This is a genomic window from Armatimonadota bacterium, from assembly GCA_031432545.1.
Classification (GTDB): domain Bacteria; phylum Sysuimicrobiota; class Sysuimicrobiia; order Sysuimicrobiales; family Sysuimicrobiaceae; genus Caldifonticola; species Caldifonticola tengchongensis.
Window position 1 is genome coordinate 14,946 of sequence record JAVKGX010000003.1, and the last position, 17,997, is coordinate 32,942.

The 17,997-nt window shown below is 69.4% G+C and carries 18 protein-coding genes; 6 read left to right on the forward strand and 12 right to left on the reverse strand.

The window, feature by feature from the left end:
* Window positions 1-21: 21 nt before the first annotated feature.
* The 8 genes from arsM to QN163_04705 form a co-directional block, all read right to left on the reverse strand.
* Window positions 22-819: an arsenite methyltransferase gene (gene arsM, locus QN163_04670; GenBank protein MDR5683303.1), complete on the reverse strand. Its 798-nt coding sequence runs from the start codon at window positions 817-819 to the stop codon at window positions 22-24.
* The gene (locus QN163_04675; GenBank protein MDR5683304.1) at window positions 801-1,160 is read right to left on the reverse strand and encodes a hypothetical protein; all 360 of its coding nucleotides are present in this window, start codon (window positions 1,158-1,160) and stop codon (window positions 801-803) included. Before QN163_04675 ends, arsM begins: the two co-directional genes overlap by 19 nt.
* The gene (locus tag QN163_04680) at window positions 1,157-1,501 is read right to left on the reverse strand and encodes a metalloregulator ArsR/SmtB family transcription factor (GenBank protein ID MDR5683305.1); all 345 of its coding nucleotides are present in this window, start codon (window positions 1,499-1,501) and stop codon (window positions 1,157-1,159) included. Before QN163_04680 ends, QN163_04675 begins: the two co-directional genes overlap by 4 nt.
* An 89-nt stretch (window positions 1,502-1,590) precedes the next feature.
* Window positions 1,591-2,778: a hypothetical protein gene (locus QN163_04685; GenBank protein MDR5683306.1), complete on the reverse strand. Its 1,188-nt coding sequence runs from the start codon at window positions 2,776-2,778 to the stop codon at window positions 1,591-1,593.
* A gap of 98 nt (window positions 2,779-2,876) precedes the next feature.
* Window positions 2,877-4,136, reverse strand: coding sequence for a glucose-1-phosphate adenylyltransferase (glgC, locus tag QN163_04690; GenBank protein MDR5683307.1), 1,260 nt, complete (start codon window positions 4,134-4,136; stop codon window positions 2,877-2,879).
* Between the two features lie 16 nt (window positions 4,137-4,152).
* A complete protein-coding gene (locus tag QN163_04695) occupies window positions 4,153-5,010 on the reverse strand; it encodes a mechanosensitive ion channel family protein (protein MDR5683308.1) in 858 nt (285 codons plus the stop codon).
* A 16-nt stretch (window positions 5,011-5,026) separates the two neighbouring features.
* Window positions 5,027-6,814 carry a trehalase family glycosidase gene (locus QN163_04700; GenBank protein ID MDR5683309.1) on the reverse strand — a complete coding sequence of 596 codons (1,788 nt, stop codon included), beginning with the start codon at window positions 6,812-6,814 and terminating at the stop codon, window positions 5,027-5,029.
* 15 nt (window positions 6,815-6,829) lie between these two features.
* Entirely contained in the window at window positions 6,830-8,653 is a 1,824-nt protein-coding gene (locus tag QN163_04705; protein MDR5683310.1) for a glucosyl-3-phosphoglycerate synthase, read from the reverse strand.
* Between the two features lie 95 nt (window positions 8,654-8,748).
* On the opposite strand from QN163_04705, the gene QN163_04710 reads away from it, so the two are divergent.
* Both QN163_04710 and ugpC read left to right on the forward strand, forming a co-directional pair.
* On the forward strand, window positions 8,749-9,828 hold the full coding sequence (locus tag QN163_04710; protein MDR5683311.1) for a bifunctional phosphoglucose/phosphomannose isomerase: 1,080 nt from the start codon (window positions 8,749-8,751) through the stop codon (window positions 9,826-9,828).
* Window positions 9,829-9,873: 45 nt separating this feature from the next.
* Window positions 9,874-10,974: a sn-glycerol-3-phosphate ABC transporter ATP-binding protein UgpC gene (ugpC, locus tag QN163_04715; GenBank protein ID MDR5683312.1), complete on the forward strand. Its 1,101-nt coding sequence runs from the start codon at window positions 9,874-9,876 to the stop codon at window positions 10,972-10,974.
* Window positions 10,975-11,042: 68 nt separating this feature from the next.
* Here ugpC and QN163_04720 read toward each other — a convergent pair whose 3' ends face one another.
* A complete protein-coding gene (locus QN163_04720) occupies window positions 11,043-12,164 on the reverse strand; it encodes an alpha-hydroxy acid oxidase (GenBank protein MDR5683313.1) in 1,122 nt (373 codons plus the stop codon).
* Entirely contained in the window at window positions 12,161-13,027 is an 867-nt protein-coding gene (locus tag QN163_04725) for an SPFH domain-containing protein (protein ID MDR5683314.1), read from the reverse strand. Before QN163_04725 ends, QN163_04720 begins: the two co-directional genes overlap by 4 nt.
* 113 nt (window positions 13,028-13,140) lie before the next feature.
* Between QN163_04725 and QN163_04730 the strand changes: the two genes are divergently transcribed.
* Genes QN163_04730 through QN163_04745 form a run of 4 tightly spaced genes read left to right on the forward strand, consistent with a single transcriptional unit; the run spans window position 13,141 to window position 15,764 of the window.
* Window positions 13,141-14,094 carry an ROK family protein gene (locus QN163_04730; protein ID MDR5683315.1) on the forward strand — a complete coding sequence of 318 codons (954 nt, stop codon included), beginning with the start codon at window positions 13,141-13,143 and terminating at the stop codon, window positions 14,092-14,094.
* 16 nt (window positions 14,095-14,110) lie between these two features.
* Window positions 14,111-14,695 (forward strand): O-acetyl-ADP-ribose deacetylase, encoded by a 585-nt coding sequence (locus QN163_04735; GenBank protein ID MDR5683316.1) that lies wholly within the window; start codon window positions 14,111-14,113, stop codon window positions 14,693-14,695.
* Window positions 14,682-14,846 (forward strand): MerR family DNA-binding transcriptional regulator, encoded by a 165-nt coding sequence (locus QN163_04740; protein ID MDR5683317.1) that lies wholly within the window; start codon window positions 14,682-14,684, stop codon window positions 14,844-14,846. Before QN163_04735 ends, QN163_04740 begins: the two co-directional genes overlap by 14 nt.
* 12 nt (window positions 14,847-14,858) lie before the next feature.
* Window positions 14,859-15,764 (forward strand): cobalamin-binding protein, encoded by a 906-nt coding sequence (locus tag QN163_04745; protein MDR5683318.1) that lies wholly within the window; start codon window positions 14,859-14,861, stop codon window positions 15,762-15,764.
* A gap of 15 nt (window positions 15,765-15,779) precedes the next feature.
* Here the strand turns inward: QN163_04745 and QN163_04750 are convergent, their stop codons facing one another.
* Both QN163_04750 and QN163_04755 read right to left on the reverse strand, forming a co-directional pair.
* Window positions 15,780-16,976: a dihydrolipoamide acetyltransferase family protein gene (locus tag QN163_04750; GenBank protein MDR5683319.1), complete on the reverse strand. Its 1,197-nt coding sequence runs from the start codon at window positions 16,974-16,976 to the stop codon at window positions 15,780-15,782.
* A 28-nt stretch (window positions 16,977-17,004) separates the two neighbouring features.
* A complete protein-coding gene (locus QN163_04755; GenBank protein ID MDR5683320.1) occupies window positions 17,005-17,979 on the reverse strand; it encodes an alpha-ketoacid dehydrogenase subunit beta in 975 nt (324 codons plus the stop codon).
* Window positions 17,980-17,997: the final 18 nt, after the last annotated feature.

Consider the following 17,997-nt stretch of genomic DNA (forward strand, 5'->3'; position numbering starts at 1 on the left):
AAAGACCCCAGCAGCCCGAACCTACGTGTCTGTGGGCTTCGGCTGGCCTTGAGATCCCCGTGCCCCCGCTGGCCGGCGATCGGTGGGCTTGACTGCGATCACCGTCGCGGTGAACACCGGCGCCGCCGAACAGCACCCGGCTTCGCCGCATCCGTCGGACAGGCCGCGCGTCAGGCGCACGCCCACGAACCCCGCCTCCCGGACGGCCCGCAGGTACTCCGCCACGGGGAGCGCCCCCGCCAGACACGCGCTCCAAGCTTCCGGATCCTCGCGCAGTTCTTGCGGCAGCGCCGCCGACGCCAGGATGTCGGAGACGACGAGCCGACCGCCGGGCCGCAGCACCCGGTACGCTTCTCGGAAGACGCGGGCCTTGTCCGGTAAGAGGTTGATCACGCAGTTGCTCAGGATCACGTCGGCAAACGCGTCCGGCAGCGGCAGCGCCTCAATGTCCCCCAGCACGGACGAGACGTTGCGCACGTCCAGGCGCCGGGCATTGCGTTCCGCTCGCTCGATCATCTCCGGCGTCATGTCGACGCCGACGACGTGCCCTTCCTCCGTGACCGCCCGCGCCGCCAGGAACAGGTCCAGCCCCGCACCCGAGCCCAGGTCCACAACCACCTCGCCGGGCTTGAGGCCCGCGGCCGACACGGGGCTGCCGCATCCGAGCGAGGTGTTGCGCACCTCTTCTGGGACCCCCGCCAGGACTGCGGGATCGTAGCCCAGTGGCTCCGGACCGCAGCAGCACCCACATCCCGCATCGCGTGTGGCCTGCTGAGCGTACCGGGCCCGAACCGCCCGTTTCAGGTTGTCTGGTTGCATGGGCACACCTCCACGCTTAAGGTTTGCCGAAACCACCGCACGGACGGTTGTGCACAGTGTACGGCGGTGCGCCGGCGGGTCGCCTCGTGGACGAGGGTGTCTTGTCGCCGCTCGCGCAGGATCTCCCGGGTCCCCTCGCCTGCCCACGCTTCCGACAGCAAGGGGTGCATCATCTTCGCCTCCTCGATCATCATCGACGAATATCGATGAATGTACCCCACAGGGAACTGCCGCACAGCAAGGGCGATCAACACCGCGCTGTCCTCGCAGGCGCCCTGGAACTGGGCGGAGGCGGTCAGCCGCGGAGGGCTGTGCCCGTCGGATGCTGATGCGGCGTTCACAGCACTTCCACCAACCCCTGGGCCAGCCGCTTGACGGTGTCGCGGCGCAGGGAGTAGTACGCCCACGTCCCGCGGCGGGCGACCTCGACCAGGCCGGCGTCGCGCAGGACCTTCAGGTGGTGGGAGATCGTCGGCTGGGCCAGGTCGAAGGCTCCCTGGATTTCGCACACGCACAGCGCCGGATGGCGGGCAAGAAGCCGCGCGATGGCCAGCCGGACGGGGTCGCCCAACGCCGCGAACACCCGCGCATCGCGCTCGGCCGCCTGGCTGTCGGGCGCGGGCAATCTGACGACGCAGCAACCCGGCGGTTCCATGCGCGGCAGTGTGGTCGCAGTGCTCATCTTCGGCCTCCTGCGCCCAGCGTAGGGGATGTATCGATATATGTCAATGAAATATTTGGCGCCCCGGCGCCGGGCCGTGTGCAGGTGGCCTATGGGAGCCCGTGGCGTGCGAGCGTGCCGGCCAGCCATCCCGCTCCGGCGGCGAGGAGCGTCGTGCCCACCGAAAGGTGGATGGACCAGCCCAGACCGGTCAGGTGCGCTCCCGGATGCCCACCCCCAGTCCCGTACAGGACGTCGATCGCGGGCAGTTGCGACAGGACAAGGAAGTACAGCAGGCAGTAGACAGTCGGGATCGCCGCGGTCACTAGCGGCAGCTCGGACGCCCGCGGCGGGTGGGCCGCCTTCTGGGCCAGGGAATCGGTCAGCAGTCCGGCGCCGGCAGCCACTGCGAGGAACGGATATCGGTCCTGCAGCGCGACCATCAGCAAGCCGTTCAGCCCAAACGCGATCGTGAAGGTGCCGAAGGGAGGTCGGCGGCGGCGGAGGATCCAGGCGGCGGTCGCGGCCAGCAAAGTCGCCTGCAGCAGGATGCTCAGAACGCCCATCGCCTCCCCGAAGAAGAACCGGTTGTAGCGATACGTCTGCAGCCCCGTGCGCATGAACCCGATCGAGGGCCACGGGTCCGTGAGCGGGTGTGCGAACTGGGTGACGAAGGTGACCACCGAAAGCCCGAACGAAATCGACAGCGCCGCGGGCAGCCAAGATCCCGCCTGGGTCGACCACCCGCCGACCCACGCGCTGCGCAGCGGCCCCGTGACGACGAACAGCAGGCCCGCTGCCTGGAGGATGTGGGCGGGGCCGAGCATGCCGGTCAGGGACTCGAACCGGAACGCTGCCCCCGGCGTCTGGATGCCGGTTCCCGGCCACAGGGCACCGGCAGCGGTCGCTGCGGCGCACAGCACGGCACCGATCAGGGACTGCGAGTAGGCGGGCCCGAGTGTCTGCTGCCAGGAGGCGGCGTCACGCTGCCGCAGCAGCGGCGCGGCCAACACGATACAGGTGATCGCCAGCGCCGCGTGAAACGGCGCGTGCCACACCGTGAGGGCCGCCGGGATCTCGGGCGGTGCCAGCGGTGGCGGCGAGGGCATACCGGGCAGCAGGGGCCGGTCGGGGATGCGCCGGTTGTGTGCCCACCCGTCGAGGTAGAGCGCACCTATGAGCAGCGCGCCCAACCCGGCGACAAGCCAGTCGAAGCGGCGGCTGGCATGCCCGGTTGCGGGGTTCGTGGGCATTGCCACCTGTCGTTCGTCGGTCACGGACGGAGGACCGCCTGCCACCTCCACCTCCGCGCTGCAGGCGCCTCTGCCCTGCGGTCGGTCTGTGGCGACCGCCCGCGGGCCCGGAAGGGTATGCCCGGCACGGATGCGGCGCTGCCCTACAGGGCCCGGGTGGCGCCGCGTCCGAGGACGACGATCCCCGATCGGTCCACGTGGTAGTGGGCCGCGTCGACGTCGGCGTCGAAACCGATCCACGTACCGGGCTCGATCGTGTTGAACCGGTCCACGATCGTCCGTCGCAGGCGGCTGCCCCGCCGGACGATCGTGAAGTCCATGACGATCGACTCCTCGATCTCGACGTCGGCCTCGACGCGCACGCCGCGCCCGAGGATGGACCGCCTGATGCGCCCGCCGGAGACAATGCTCCCCTCGCCGACCAGTGAGTCCGTGACGTCTCCGTGCACGATCCGGGCCGGCGGACCCGGGTAGGGCGCGCCCATGATCGGCCACAGGTGATTGGCTAGATCCAAGCGCGGTTCGGTCCCCAGTAGGTCCATGTGCGCGTTCCAGTACGCTTCGATCGTCCCCACGTCGCGCCAGTAACCCGGCTCCTCGTAGTCGCGGACGCCGGGGATCCGGTTCGCGTGGAAGTCGTAGGCGAACACCCTCTGGTGGGCCACCATGCTGGGGATGACCGTGCGGCCGAAGTCGTGGTCGGTGTCCTGCCGGGCGTTCTCGATCAGTGTCTGGACGAGCAGGTCGGCGTTGAAGACGTAGTTGCCCATCGACCCCAGAGCGTGCGTGGGACGGCCGGCCATCGTCTTCGGCTCAAGGGGTTTCTCCTCGAAGCCCAGCACGCGGCCCTCGTCGTCGGCTTCGACGATGCCCAGCCCGGACGCCCGGTCCAGGGGAACGGGCAGCGCCGCGACCGTCACGTCGGCCTCACAGTCCAGGTGGAACTCCACCATCTGGGAGATGTCCATGCGGTAGATGTGGTCGGCGCCGAAGATCGCGACGAGCGAAGGCCCGTAGTCGCGAATCAGGTTCAGGTTCTGGTAGACAGCGTCCGCAGTCCCCCGGTACCAGGAGTCCCCCCATCGCATCTGTGGCGGCACGACCAGGATGAAGTGGTCCTCGTGCACGCCGCTCGCGCGCCAGGCGTGCCGGAGGTGGTCGATCAGCGATTGGGACTTGTACTGGACCAGGATGTACAGCGAGAAGACGTTCGAGTTGACGAAGTTGCTCAGCACGAAGTCCACGATGCGGTACTTGCCTCCGAACGGGACGGCGGGTTTGCTGCGCTCACGGGTGAGCGGGTGGAGGCGCTCGCCGCGCCCGCCGGCGAGGATGATGCCGAGGGTTCGTCGCCGCCCGCCGGGATAGCCGGCGCGGCTGGCGGCGGTTTTGGGGGTGGTCACGCCGTACACACCATCCTCACTGCGCACCTTCCGACGGTGCGATGGCCTGCAGAGGGATTCCGCGCTCGGCCAGCGCCCGCCTCACCCGCACGCGCAATTCGCGTTCGGCCTCCCAGTGCAGCAGTGGCTTCACCGGGATCGACAGGCGCAGCGTCGCAGAAGACCCGGAGATCTCCATCGGTCCTTCCACGCGGACGGGGCCGAGCGCGCGGTCGGGGTTGCGCGCCGCCCAGGTCTCGCCGACTTGCGCGAGCACGGCGGCCACTCCTTCCAGGTCCGCGTCGGCGGGGACCGCGACCGTGAGCATCGCCCGCATGTACCCGCGGTTGAGGTTCGCAAACCGCAAGATCTCGCCGTTGGGGATCGTGACGAGTTCGCCGGTGAAGCGTCGGATCTGCGTTGTGCGGATGCCGATCTGCTCCACCTGCCCCGTATCAGGTCCGACGCGGATGACGTCGCCGACCTGGATCGCTCCGTCCAGGATCAGAAAGAAACCGCTGATGGTGTCCCGGATCAGGTACTGGGCGCCGAAACCGATCGCCAGGCCCACAACGCCGGCGCTTGCGAGGATGGCCGTCACGTGGACGTTGAGCTGGGCGAGAATCGTCACTGCCGCGACAAAGTACAGCACGTAGCGGAACGCGCTGTGCAGCAGCGGGACCAGCGTGCGCGCCCGTGCCGCACGGCCGGCGTAGTCCCTTGCCCCTTCGCGTGGCTGCAGCGCACGTTCGAGGGCCCGCCGCGAGAGGTTGTTGAGCATACGCACGCCCACCAAGATCGATAAGACCACGACCGCACTTCGCACGGCTGCCGCGAGAGCGGCCGGCGAGAGCAGCTGCATCAGGGTCTCGCGCACGACGTCGATGGCGGCCACCTCCTGCGAGGCGAACCTAGATCTCCTGCCGCGTGCGGCGGATCGCCAGGTCGATGAACAGCGCCGCGGACCACCCGAACCCGGGCGCTGCTTTCTCGGGTACCTCACCGGTCTCCGGGTGATAGTACTCCTTGATGTCGGCGTGCCGGGCTACCAGCCCCAGCGTACGGTCGCACAGATCGCGCGCCAGTTGCCGCTCCCCGCAGCGCATCAACGCCTCGACGAGCAGGTAGTTGATGTTGACCCATACCGGGCCGCGCCACATCTGGTTGGGGTCGTAGCGCGGGTCGGACCGGGCGACCGTTGGCACGGGATAAAGCGTCCAGAACGTCTTGGGATCGCGCAGGCGCGCGAGGAGCTGCCGATTGACCTCCGGCGGCAGGCGGCCGGTCCACAGCGGCAGCAGGCTCATCGGCGTGAGCACCGGCACGGGTTCGTGTCCACCGTCGGTCATCCGAAGAGCGCGGAAGATCCCGGCAGCACGATCGTACAGATGCGCCAGCAGACTCCGGGCGGCGGCGTCGGCCTGCTCCCGCCAGCGCGCGGCGTCGCGGGTCTCGCCGAGCACTTCGGCCATGTTCGCCAGAGCCTCCGCCTGCAGGCACAGGTATGTGTTGAGATCCGGGGACTCGACCGGCATCCCCCAGTCCCACAGTGGGCTGTCGTCCAGCCCGGAGGAGTAGGGATGGTCGTACTGACAGACGCCGTCGCGGTCCGCGTCGCAGTGCTCGAACCACCACTGCTGCCAACGAGCGATCGGTTCGTACATCTCGGCCAGAAAGTCCCGGTCGCGGGTCACCTCGTACACCCGCCAGGCCGCCCACCCCGCGACCGGCGGCTTGGTGACTTTCGCGTCGACGGGGTAGCTGAGCCGCTCGACGATCCCCTCGTCGAAGACTGCGTCCGGCACCATGCCGTCCGGTCGCTGGTGGTCGAACATGACGCGGAACTGGTCGTGCGCGAGTTGCGCGTCGACGTGGCGGTAGGCGAGGGCGTGGAAGAACGCGTCCCACTGCCACAGCCCGACGTAGTGCACCTTCGAGGGAACCATCGCCTCCCGCGTGAGGTAATATCGGCTGCTGATCAGCCCCGCGCGCATCAGGTACCAGGCGTAGTAGTACGTCGACACCCAGGGTTCGACGACCGCGGGGACGGCCGCGAACCAGTTGCGCCAGCGACGCTCGGCCTCCTCGAACGTCGCGTCCGGATGGACGCGGCGGTCGAAGCCCAGCCTCGGCGTGATGTTCAGCGTGACCATCCCGTCGGCGACCGGTTCGACCAGCAGCGTGGCCCGCCAGCGGTTGTGGTCCTCATTGTGGATCTCGTTGTGCACGATGGGGGCGTTGGTGGTGTAGGCGACGTGCCGGATCCCGCGCGTGTGGCCGCCGCGGCGGTCGGTGGCAGCGGACTCGGCCCGCACCACCAAGCGCAGCCCACACCGCGCGGCGGGCAGGCGGATGGCGATCAGCTCGGGTGTGGCGAAGGCCATCTCGAACCGCCCGAGGCGGGTTTCGACGACGAGCTTGTGCGGGTAGGTGACGAGACGGAAGGACAGGGCCTGTCCGGCCCCGTCGAGGAACTCGATGTCGCGCACCAGCGGCGGCCGCACCCGGTAGTGCCCTTCCGTGTACTCGAACTTCGGCCAGCGTTCGCAGACGCGGACGTACAACCGGTCGGCGCCGTTCTCCCGGAACACGAGCAGCCGGCTGCCCCGATCGGTGAACGGGACCACCCCGATGTCGAGCCGGTTGCGCAGGACCTCGATCGGGTCACCAAGGCGGGTCGCGGTCGGGGCGTCGCCCATCGTCACAACGGCGTCTCAGCGAGAGCTTGACAGGGCGCGCTGCCGAGCCAGTTCGCTCCGGCGTGCGCGGTACTCGGGCAGCGTGACCATCGGAGGGCGCTCCCACTCCACCACCTCGCGCTCTTCCAGCGCGAGTTGCCCTTCGGCGGACCGGATCAGCTTCATGGTGCGCGTGGCGTCTCCGAGGAAGGGGACGCTGAGCCGGTCCTCGAGCCGCCGCATCACCACCTGGACGATCTGGAACGACATCATCGACAGAGTCTGCAGCGACTGGTTGCGGTGGATCCGCTGCTCGAGATCCACCTGGCCGATCGCACCCAGCCCGAAACGGGTCAGGATGTCGATCAGCATGCCGGTCTCCACGCCGTAGCCGGTGAAGAACGGGATCTGCTCGAGCACCTCGCGCCGCCCGGCGTATTCGCCGGCCAGCGGCTGGATCAGGCCGCTCAACTCGGGGAAGAAGAGATTGAGCAGCGGCCGGGCGGTGAGCTCGGTGACGCGGCCGCCTCCCGTCTCGTACATGCGGCCGCCGACCTGTACCGGCCGACGGTAGTAGCCCTTGACGAACTGGATCCGCCCTTCGCGCAGCAGCGGCCCGATGAGCCCGTAGACGAACTTCGGATGCATGTTCCGGATGTCGGTGTCCACCCAGACCACGATGTCGCCGCGCAGGACGTACAGGCTCTTCCACAATGCCTCGCCCTTGCCGCGGTAGGTGCCGTACTGGGGCAGGATCTGCGCGTGACGGTAGACCGAGACGCCTTCGTCGTGGGCAATCTCGCGCGTGCGGTCGGTGGAGTCGCTGTCGATGAGGGCGATCTCGTCGAGCAGTGGGACCTCGCGCATCAGGGCGTCGCGCAGGACCCGGATGATCTGGCCGATCGTCTCCTGTTCGTTCAGCGCCGGCAGGCCCAGGCTGATGGTCACGCCGCGTTGCTCCTTCAGGGCCAGCAGGCGATCCAGGTCGGCGAACTCGCGTGCGTGGAATGTGTTCTCGGCGAACCACTTCTCGACCTCGGGGAGAGACCATCGCGAGGGGAGGCGGGCCTGGCGGGCCATCCACGCCTCCACCGGCTGCGCGCTGCTGACGACGATCAGCGGCCGAATCCTCCGGAACGCCGGCTGGATCGCGGGGCGCTGTGGGTCTGCGGTCGCCCCCACCACGACGGCCGTGTAGCCGGCGGACTCGCGGGCGATGACATCGGCTGCGCTGCCGGCGGCGATCCGCTTGCGGACCGTCCCCTCCGCGTGCTCCATGACGGCGATGTAGGGCCGTTCCTCCCGCCAGCGGTCGCGTTCGGGGATGTCGTCCCGGAAGACGTGCAGCCCTGTGACCTCGCCCCCTTCCGGTTGGGCCAGGGCCGTGGCGACGCGCAGCGCCAGCTCGGCGTTCGGGCCGCCGCGCACCCCGACGAGGATGCGGTGAAACGCCTCCGGGGGCATGGCCGGCATCAGCACGAGGTCGCAGGGCGGGTGGTGCAGGACGAAGTCGACGGTGCGTTCGAACAGATGGGACCGTTCCGCGCCGTCCTCGAGCAGGACGAGTAGCGCGGCGTCGTGCTCGAGGCAGGCGGCGACGACCTCCTCCCAGGGTTCGCGTCCCACCCGGACCAGCGGGTGCACCCGGACATCGGAAGCCTCGGCCGCGGCAGCCTCGAGTCTCTCACGGGCGCGTTGCGCTTCGATCGCACCCTGGCTCAGCGGCGCGGGCGGCGGGACGGCCACCGTGTACAGCAGCAACAGCGGCGCCTGCCAAGCGCGCGCGAACCGCCTGCCCACTTCGGTAGCCGCGCGTGCCTGGTGCAAGTCGGCCAGCGGGAGGAGAATCGGGCGCGTCACTGTCTCCATTTTAGTCGGTAGCCCAGAACGGGTAGCGACGGCGACGGGATGGTGCGCGACAGGGACCTCGCGCGCCAGGAGCGAACCCTATCGGTATGCCGCATTTGCTGGACGACGCAGACCGCAGGCGCGCGCTGGACCCGCAGGACATGCTGGGGCTCGCGCTGCGGCTGGGCGAGACGCTGCGCGAGGGGTGGGCGCTCGGCCTCGAGGCGGACGTCGGTGGCGCACCGGACGCGGTGGACCACGTCTTGGTCATGGGCCTGGGCGGGTCGGGGATCGGGGGCGATCTCCTCCGAAGTGTGCTGTTCGACTCCGCTCCGTTCCCCGTCGTGGTCGTCAAGGACTACGCTCTGCCGGCATGGGTTGGTCCGCGGACTTTGGCATTCGCCTGCTCGTACTCCGGCAACACCGAGGAGACACTGGCCGCCTACGCCGCGGCCCGGAGGGCGAAGGCGAGGTGTGTGGCGATCACTTCCGGGGGTGAACTCGCTCACCGCGCGCACGCCGACGGCGTGCCGGTGATCTCGATCCCCTCCGGTTGGCCACCGCGGGCCGCGCTGGGATACCTGTTCGCGCCGTTGCTGGCGGTCCTCGAACGCTGGGAGGTCGTCCGAGGTCACGCCGCAGGGTTGGAGGAGGCCGCGTTGCTGCTCGCCGCGCTGGGCGCGGCCTGGGGTCCGGAGAGGCCGCAGTCGGACAACCCGGCCAAACAGCTTGCGCGCAGCCTGCTCGGCCGGGTGCCCGTCGTCTACGCCGCGTCCCGCTTCACCGAAGCGGCGGCGCTGCGCTGGAAGTGCCAGCTCAACGAGAACGGCAAGGTGTACGCGGTCTGGAACACCTTCCCCGAACTGAACCACAATGAGACCGTAGGGTGGGGGCTGAGCGGTCAGCCCGACGGGCTGTTCGAGGTCGTCGTGCTGCGCGACGCGTCCGACCCGCCGCGCCTTGCGCAGAGGGTCGAGATCACGCGGGAGATCGCCCTCGGCGGAGCCGCGGGGTTCCACGAGGTACACAGCGAGGGTGCAGATCCGCTGGCCCGGTTGATGTCCCTGATCCTGTTCGGTGACCTCGTGAGCGTGTACCTGGCGTATTCGAACGAGGTGGATCCCTATCCGGTGCCGGTGATCGACGAACTGAAGCGTCGGTTGGGGGAGGCAGGGACGCCCCCCTAGCTCGACGGGGGCGCGCGTGGCCCGAGGCGGTGGAGGAAGGACGGTATGGCGAGAGTGCTGCTCGAGAACGTCACCAAGCGGTTTGGAGCCGTGACGGCGGTCAAGGACGTGACGCTCGAGATCCCCGACCGCCAGTTCACGGTCCTGGTGGGGCCCTCGGGGTGCGGCAAGACGACCTGCCTGCGGCTGGTCGCCGGGCTGGAGGAGGCGACCGAGGGCGACATCTACATCGGCGACCGACGCGTCAACGACGTCGCCCCCAAGGACCGCGACATCGCGATGGTCTTCCAGAACTACGCGCTGTACCCCCACATGACCGTCTACGACAACATGGCGTTCGGGCTGAAGCTGCGGAAGTATCCGAAGGCGGAGATCGACCGCCGCGTGCGGGAAGCGGCGGCGATGCTGGGGATCGAGGGCCTGCTGCAGCGCAAGCCCAAGCAGCTGTCGGGCGGCCAGCGCCAGCGGGTGGCGGTGGGGCGAGCGATCGTGCGCGAGCCGCAGGTCTTCCTGATGGACGAGCCCCTGAGCAACCTCGACGCCGCGCTGCGGGTGCAGACGCGCGCGGAGATCAAGAAGCTGCACGCCCGCCTGCAGACGACCACGATCTACGTCACGCACGATCAGGTCGAGGCGATGACGATGGGTGACCGGATCGTGGTGATGCGGGACGGGGTGGTCCAGCAGGTCGACACACCCCTCAATCTCTACGAGCGCCCGGCCAACGTGTTCGTGGCGGGGTTCATCGGCAGCCCCGCGATGAACTTCGTCGAGGGGCTTTTGATGCGGGGCGACGGCGCGTTCGCGTTCGACGCCGGCAACTGGCGGATCCCCGTTCCCGCCGGCCTGTCGGAGTACGTGAAGGACTGGGAAGGCAGGCGCGTGGTGTTCGGCGTCCGTCCCGAGCACATGGAGGACGCCGCACTCGCCTCTCCCCAGGAGCATCACGCGGTCCTGCGCGCGAAGGTCGAGGTCCACGAGCCACTCGGCTCGGACGTCATCCTCTACCTGGACGCCGGGGGACACTCGATTGTCGCCCGCGTGGACGCCCACAGCCCGGCGAAGATGGGGGACGACGTCACCGTGGCGCTGGATCTGCGCAGGATGCACCTGTTCGATGCCGAGACCCACAAAGCCATCATCTGACCACACCGCCGTTCGCATGGCCCGTCGTCGGCGCGTTCGCGCGGCCGGGGATCCCGGCAGGTTTCCCGTCAGCGCGCGGGGCCTTGCTGCTGCTCGTATGCGGTCGTCGTCCTGATGCCGACCGCCCGGACGTGTTCGAGGCCGATGCGTTCCGGTCGCGTCACGCCCAGCAGCGTCATCGCGTTCACCAGTTCCTCCCGGAGGATCTGGAGCACGCGTGCCACGCCGGCCTCGCCGGCCACAGCCAGGCCCCACAGGTAGGGACGCCCGACGAAGACGGCCCGGGCACCTAGTGCCAGGGCGGTGACGACGTCCGTGCCGCGGCGTATGCCGGAGTCCACGTACACCTCGGCGCGACCACCAACCGCATCGACGATCTCCGCGAGCGCGTCGATCGCCGCCACCGCTCGGTCGAGCTGCCTGCCGCCGTGGTTGGAAACCCACACCGCCTCGACCCCGTGCTCTACGGCCTGCTGCGCGTCTTCCGCGGTCAGGACCCCCTTCAGCACGATCGGCAGCCGGGTCAGCGACCGCAGCCACGCCAGGTCGCCCCACGACAGGGAGCGGTCGAAGTGCAGCGAGACGGTGTCCATCAGGTCGCCTTCGGCCGGTAGGTTCGCCGGCTTGCACCGTGACAGGTCCAACGGTTCGCGGAGTTCGCGCTCGCGATAACCGGGGACGGGCAGGTCCACGGTGAGCACGATTGCCGTGTAGCCGGCAGTCTCCGCGCGGCGCACGAGTGCCTCTGCGACTGTGCGGTCGCGGTAGACGTACAGCTGGAACCAGCGCGGTCCCGGGCGGACGGCGGCGACGTCCTCGATCGTCCGGCTCGCCAGCGTCGACAAGCACATTAGGACGCCGGCCTCGGCCGCCGCGCGTGCTGTCGCGACTTCCCCTTCCGGGTGGGCGAGCCCTTGCAGCGCGCACGGCGCCAGCCCGACCGGCATGGCCACCGGCGTCCCGAGCACGGTCGTCTGGGGATCGACGCGGGAGACGTCCACCAACACCCGCGGCCTCAGCCGGTAGCGGGTGAAGGCCCAGACGTTGTCCCGCAGCGTGACTTCGTCGGCGGCGCCGCCCGCGTAGTACGCCCACGTGGCGGAGTCCATGTGGTCCCGGGCGAGCGCCTCCAGATCACAGACGCTGTGGATCCGATCGAGGTCGGTGCGGTCGGCCCCAGGCACGGTCACGAACCGTCTTTGTCGCCGAAGGCCTTTCCGGTCAGTTCACCGAGCGGCCCGAGCAGCCTCGTGAACTCCATCGGGAAGATGAACTTCGTGGCCGGGCCTTCCCCCAACGCCTTCAACGCCTCAAGGTACTGCAGGGCCATCGTCTTGCTGTCGACGTTGCGGGCGACGGCGAAGATCTTGTCCAGCGCCAGCGCGAACCCCTCCGCCCGGAGGATGGCGGCCTGGCGGTCTCCCTCGGCCTTGAGGATCGCGGCCTGCTTTTCGCCCTCGGCGACCTTGATCGCCGCCTCGCGCTTGCCGTCAGCCTCGGTGACGACCGCCCGCCGGTTGCGTTCGGCCGACATCTGGCGCGTCATCGCCTCCTGGACCTCGCGCGGCGGCAGGATCTCGCGGATCTCGACCGCGGTCACCTTCACGCCCCAACGCTCGGTCACCTCGTCCAGCTTTGCCCGCAGCACCTGGTTGATCTGCTCGCGGCGGGCCAGCACGTCGTCCAGGCTGATGTCGCCGATGACGGCCCGAAGCGTCGTCGTCGCGATGCCCCTCGCCGCACCCGCGAAGTCGGCGACCTGGATGACCGACGACTCAGGGTCGATCACCTTCCAGTAGATCAAGAAGTCGATGTTGATCGGCGCGTTGTCCTTGGTGATGCAGGTCTGGGAAGGGATCTCCAGGAAGGCTTCCCGCAAATCCACCCACACCGCGCGGTCCACGATCGGGATCAGGAACACGATACCGGGACCCCGCTGTCCGATCGAGCGCCCGAGGCGGAACACGACCAGGCGCTGGTACTCCCGGACGATCTTGATGGCCGACACCAAGATCCACAGAGCGACGACCGCCCCACCGATCACATAGACCATTCGCGCACCTCCACCCGCTTGCGTAACTTGGAGACGGACGTCTCGGTCTCCTGCTGGCGGGGTTCGGGCCGTCGGGCGCGAACACGAATCCAGGCGTCCTGGGGAGGTGCGCGGTGGGCCGATGGGTGTGGGGCGTGGACATCGGTGGGACGAAGCTGCGGGTCGGCCTGGTAAACGACTCCGGCACGGTGGCCGACACCGAGCTGCGACCGACGCCGCAGTCGGGGCCGGAGGCGGTCGTGGAGGCGATCGCCGACGCCGTCGAGGCGTTGGCCTCGCGGACCCTCCAGTCTCCGCGGCGCATGGGGGTGGGGGTGCCGGGTCCTCTCAGCATCCGCGAGGGTGTGGTCTTCGAGCCTCCGAACCTGAGAGGGTGGCACGACGTCCCCCTGCGTGAGACGCTCGAGCAGCGGTTGGGTCACAGCGTGGTGTTGGAGAACGACGCCAACGCCGCCGCGTGCGGGGAGTGGTGGCGGGGCGCGGCGCGGGGCGCACGCCACGCGCTGTACGTCACCGTCAGCACCGGGATCGGCGGCGGCTTGATCCTCGACGGGCGGATCTACCGGGGCGCTTCGGACACCGCCGGGGAGATCGGCCACACGGTGGTAGACCCCAACGGCCCGGTCTGCCCGTGCGGCCGCGTGGGACACCTCGAGGGGATCGCTGCCGGGCCGGCGATCGTGCGGTGGGTCCGCGACCAGATCACGCTCGGCCGCCGCACCGCGCTGGGGGACCGCAACGAACTGTCGGCGCACGATGTGGCCGCGGCGGCCACAGCCGGCGACGAACTCGCGCGCGAGGCGTTCGCCCGCGCCGGGCGGTACGTGGGCTACGCGGTGGGCAGCATGCTCAACCTCCTCAACCCCGAGGTCGTGGTGATCGGAGGCGGTGTGGCGCGAGCGGGCGACCTGCTCATGGCACCGCTGATCGAGATGGCCCAACGCACCGCATTCGAAGTGCCATTCCGCGCCGCCCGGATCGTGCCCGCGGCCCTGGGTGACGACGTGGGGGTGATCGGGGCCGCCTATGTGGCGCTGCACGAGGCAGAGATGGACGAGGAAGGATGACGGCCGGAGGTCGACCATGCGCATCGTGGTGGGCAAGACTTCGATCGAGATCGTGCAGGGCGACATCACCAAGCAGGAAGTCGATGCGATCGTCAACGCGGCCAACCCGTCACTGATGGGAGGCGGCGGGGTCGACGGTGCGATCCACCGGGCCGGCGGCCCGGCGATCCTGGAGGCGTGCAAGCGGATCGTCCTGACCTTGCCGGACCGCAGACTGCCGCCCGGGCAGGCGGTCATCACCACCGGGGGAAACCTACTGGCCAGGTTCGTCATCCACACCGTCGGTCCGGTATGGGAGGGCGGCGGCAAGGGCGAAGACGACGTGCTGGCCAGCGCCTACCGCAGCAGCCTGCGAGTCGCCCACGAAAGGGGAATGCGCACCGTGGCGTTCCCTTCGATCAGCACCGGCGCCTACCGCTTTCCGATCGACCGCGCGGCGGACATCGCACTGCGGACGATCCGTGACTTCGTGGAGGCGAACCCGGACGCGTTTGACACGGTGCGCATGGTGCTGTTCGGGGAACGGGACCTGCAGGTATACCGGCGGGCGCTGGAACAGCTGCGGAGCGCGTGGGGAGGTGTCGGGGATGCGGATCGGTGAACTCGCGGCACGTTGCGGGGCGAACGCGCGCACGATCCGATACTACGAGGCCCGGAGGCTCGCGTCCTCGTCGCGGTGGGGCTCTGGCAGGTCGCGTCCGCGGTGTGGGCGAAGTGGTTCGCGCAGGTCTTCCCGGTCTAGATTTCAGTAGGATGTAGACGGGATGCGGATCGTCTCTCTGCTGCCCAGTGCCACCGAGATCGTGTGCGCCCTCGGGCTGTCGGACGCGCTCGTCGGTGTCTCCCACGACTGCGACCACCCACCGGAGATCTTCGGCAAGCCGGTGCTGAGCGAGGCGGTCGTTACGACCGACATGCCCAGCGGCCGCATCGACGCGGTCATCCGCGAACGGGTGCATCGGGGCCGAAGCGTTTACCACCTCGACGCCGCCCAGCTGGCGGCACTCCGACCGGACCTCATCCTCACGCAGGAACTGTGCACGGTATGCGCGCCCTCGTACACCATGGTCACCGAGGCGGCGAAGGTGCTGGACGCAGACACGACGATCGTCTCGCTCGAACCGCTGGGGTTGTTCGACATCCTCGAGACCATCCGGCTTGTCGGCCACAGGACCAGGCGCTCGGCGCGGGCCGAGGCGCTGGTGGCCGAGCTGCGCGCCCGCATCGACCGCGTGCGCGAGCGCACCACCTCGCTGCCCCGACCGCGGGTCGTGTGCATCGAGTGGCTGGAACCCATCTACGTCGCCGGGCACTGGATCCCCGAGATGGTCGAGCTGGCCGGGGGCCAGGATGTGCTGGGCCGGCCGAGGGAACCCTCCTTCGCCGTGCCCTGGGAGCGCGTCGTGGCCGCGCAGCCCGAGGTGGTAGTCGTGATGCCGTGCGGGTTCGACGTCCCCCGCACGCGCGAGGAGATCCACCTGCTCACCCGCAGGCCCGGTTGGCGGGATCTCCCGGCCTTCTGCAGCGGGCGCGTCTACCTGACGGAAGCGACCTCGTACTTCAGCCGTCCCGGCCCTCGCATCGTCACGGGCCTGGAGATCCTCGCGGGGATCCTACACCCGGAAGAGTTCGCGCAGGTGACTGCGCCGGGGGCGGTCGAGACGCTGTAGAAGAAGACGAGACGTTCAGCCCAGCAACAGGATTGGATTCTCCAGCAGCCGCTTGACCTCGACGAGGAACTCGGCGGCCCCCACGCCGTCGGTGACGCGATGGTCCGCAGAGACCGTGATCGCCAGGACCGGACGCACGACGACCTGGCCGTCGCGCACGACGGGGCGCTCCTGCGCGCGCCCCACCGCGAGGATGCCGGCCTGCGGAGGGTTGATGATCGCGACGAAGTTCACCACGTCGTACATGCCCAAATTGCTCACGGAGAAGGTGGCGCCGGTGTACTCCTCCTGCTTGAGGCGGCGTTGGCGGGCACCCTCGATCAGGCGGCGTGCCTCGCGGGCGATCTCGAGCACCGAACGCCCATCGGCGTCCCGCAACACGGGCGCGATCAGCCCGTCGGGCGTGGCGACCATGATCCCCAGGTGGATCCGACGGTGGCGGCGCAACGTGCGGTCGTCCACGACCTGCGCGTTCAAGTCCCGGTGGCGGCGGAGGGCGAGGGCCGTGGCCTTCAGGATCAGGTCGTTGACGCTGACCCTTCCTTCGTCCTCGCCGTAGGCCTCGAGGAGCTGGCGGCGCAGTTCCAGCGCGCGTGTCATGTCCACTTCGGCGGTGACGTAGAAGTGCGGCGTCGTCTGCTTGCTCGCGACGACGGTGCGGGCGATGGCCTGCCGCATCCGCGACAGGGCCACGTCCTCGTAGTCCTCGGCCGGCGCGGCCAGGCCGGCCGGCCCGGTGCGCACCCGCGCCAGATGGGCTTCGATGTCCCGCTCCACGATGCGCCCCCCCGGGCCAGTGCCGGTCAGCTGCGACAGGTCGATGCCGCGTTCGGCGGCCAGCCGCCGGGCCAGCGGAGAGGCCTTGATGCGTTCCTCGCGTTCGGCCGGCTTGTGGCGCGTCGGCTCGGGGGCCCGGGCCACCTCGTCCGAGGGGGCGGCGGGCTGGGCGGCCGGCTCCTTGGGGGGCTCGGCGCGCCGCTTGCCGTCGATGTAGGCGATGACCTGTCCTACCGGGACGGTGCTGCCCTCGGCGGCCACGATCTGAGTGAGCGTGCCAGCGGTCTCGGCCTCGATCTCGACGTTGACCTTGTCGGTCTCAATCTCCGCGATCACCTCGCCCTTTGCGACCCTGTCGCCCTCCTTCTTGCGCCAGGCCAGGATCTTCCCCTCGGTCATCGCGTCGCCCATCTTGGGCATGATCACTTCCGCCATGACGACCCCCGGGCGGCGCTGACGCCGCCTACGCTGTGACCCTCCGCACCGCCTCGACGATCTTCTCCTCGTTGGCGAAGGCCAGCAGCTCCAGGTTGCGCGCGTACGGCGCCGGGACGTCCTCGCCGGTCACCCGCTCGACGGGCGCGTCGAGGTCGTCGAAGCAGTGTTCGTATATGGCTGCGGTGATCTCGGCAGCGGCGCCATACGGCTTCCATTGCTCCTGCACGACGACCGCACGGTGGGTGGCGCGGACCGACGCCGCGATCGTCTCGACGTCCAGCGGCCGCAGCGTGCGCACGTCCACTACCTCGCACTCGATCCCGTCCTGCGCGAGCCGCTCGGCCGCTGCGAGCGCCAGGTGCAGCATGCGGCTGTAGGCTACGACGGTGGCGTCGCTGCCGGCGCGCACCACGGTGGCACGGCCGAACGGGACGGCGTGGTCGCCGTCGGGGACCCGTCCCCTCGTGCCGTACAGGGCGGCGTGCTCCAAGAAGATCACCGGGTCGCGGCCCCGGATGGCCGTGCGCAGCAGACCCTTGGCGTCCGCCGGCGTAGCGGGCGCGGCGACCTTCAGCCCCGGAAAGTGGCCGTAGAAGGACTCGAACGACTGGGAGTGCTGCGCCGAGAGCTGCACGCCGGCGCCGTTGGGGCCGCGGATGACCATCGGCACGTCGACCTGCCCGCCCGAGAAGTAACGCACCTTGGCGGCGTTCTGGAGAATCTGGTCCGCGGCCGGCAGGGAGAAGTTCCACGTCATGACCTCGACGACCGGTCGCAACCCCAGCATCGCCATCCCGATCGCGGCGCCGATGAACCCCAGTTCGGAGATCGGCGTATCGATCACACGCTTGGGCCCGTACCTTTCCAGCAACCCCTCGGTGATGCGGAAGGTGCCCTGGTAGATCCCGATGTCCTCGCCGAGCAGCAGAACGCTCGGATCGCGGTCCATCTCCTCGACGAGCGTCGTCTTGATGGCGTCTCGGTAGGTCATCTCGACCATCGGCCACCTCTGCTCCGC

What these genes read in the sequence shown, in the direction of transcription:
- arsM (MDR5683303.1), bottom strand. Translation starts at nt 819, where the DNA reads ATGCAACCAGACAACCTGAAACGGGCGGTTCGGGCCCGGTACGCTCAG.
- QN163_04680 (MDR5683305.1), bottom strand. Translation starts at nt 1,501, where the DNA reads ATGAGCACTGCGACCACACTGCCGCGCATGGAACCGCCGGGTTGCTGC.
- QN163_04700 (MDR5683309.1), bottom strand. Translation starts at nt 6,814, where the DNA reads ATGGGCGACGCCCCGACCGCGACCCGCCTTGGTGACCCGATCGAGGTC.
- QN163_04710 (MDR5683311.1), top strand. Translation starts at nt 8,749, where the DNA reads ATGCCGCATTTGCTGGACGACGCAGACCGCAGGCGCGCGCTGGACCCG.
- ugpC (MDR5683312.1), top strand. Translation starts at nt 9,874, where the DNA reads ATGGCGAGAGTGCTGCTCGAGAACGTCACCAAGCGGTTTGGAGCCGTG.
- QN163_04725 (MDR5683314.1), bottom strand. Translation starts at nt 13,027, where the DNA reads ATGGTCTATGTGATCGGTGGGGCGGTCGTCGCTCTGTGGATCTTGGTG.
- QN163_04735 (MDR5683316.1), top strand. Translation starts at nt 14,111, where the DNA reads ATGCGCATCGTGGTGGGCAAGACTTCGATCGAGATCGTGCAGGGCGAC.
- QN163_04740 (MDR5683317.1), top strand. Translation starts at nt 14,682, where the DNA reads ATGCGGATCGGTGAACTCGCGGCACGTTGCGGGGCGAACGCGCGCACG.
- QN163_04745 (MDR5683318.1), top strand. Translation starts at nt 14,859, where the DNA reads ATGCGGATCGTCTCTCTGCTGCCCAGTGCCACCGAGATCGTGTGCGCC.
- QN163_04750 (MDR5683319.1), bottom strand. Translation starts at nt 16,976, where the DNA reads ATGGCGGAAGTGATCATGCCCAAGATGGGCGACGCGATGACCGAGGGG.
- QN163_04755 (MDR5683320.1), bottom strand. Translation starts at nt 17,979, where the DNA reads ATGGTCGAGATGACCTACCGAGACGCCATCAAGACGACGCTCGTCGAG.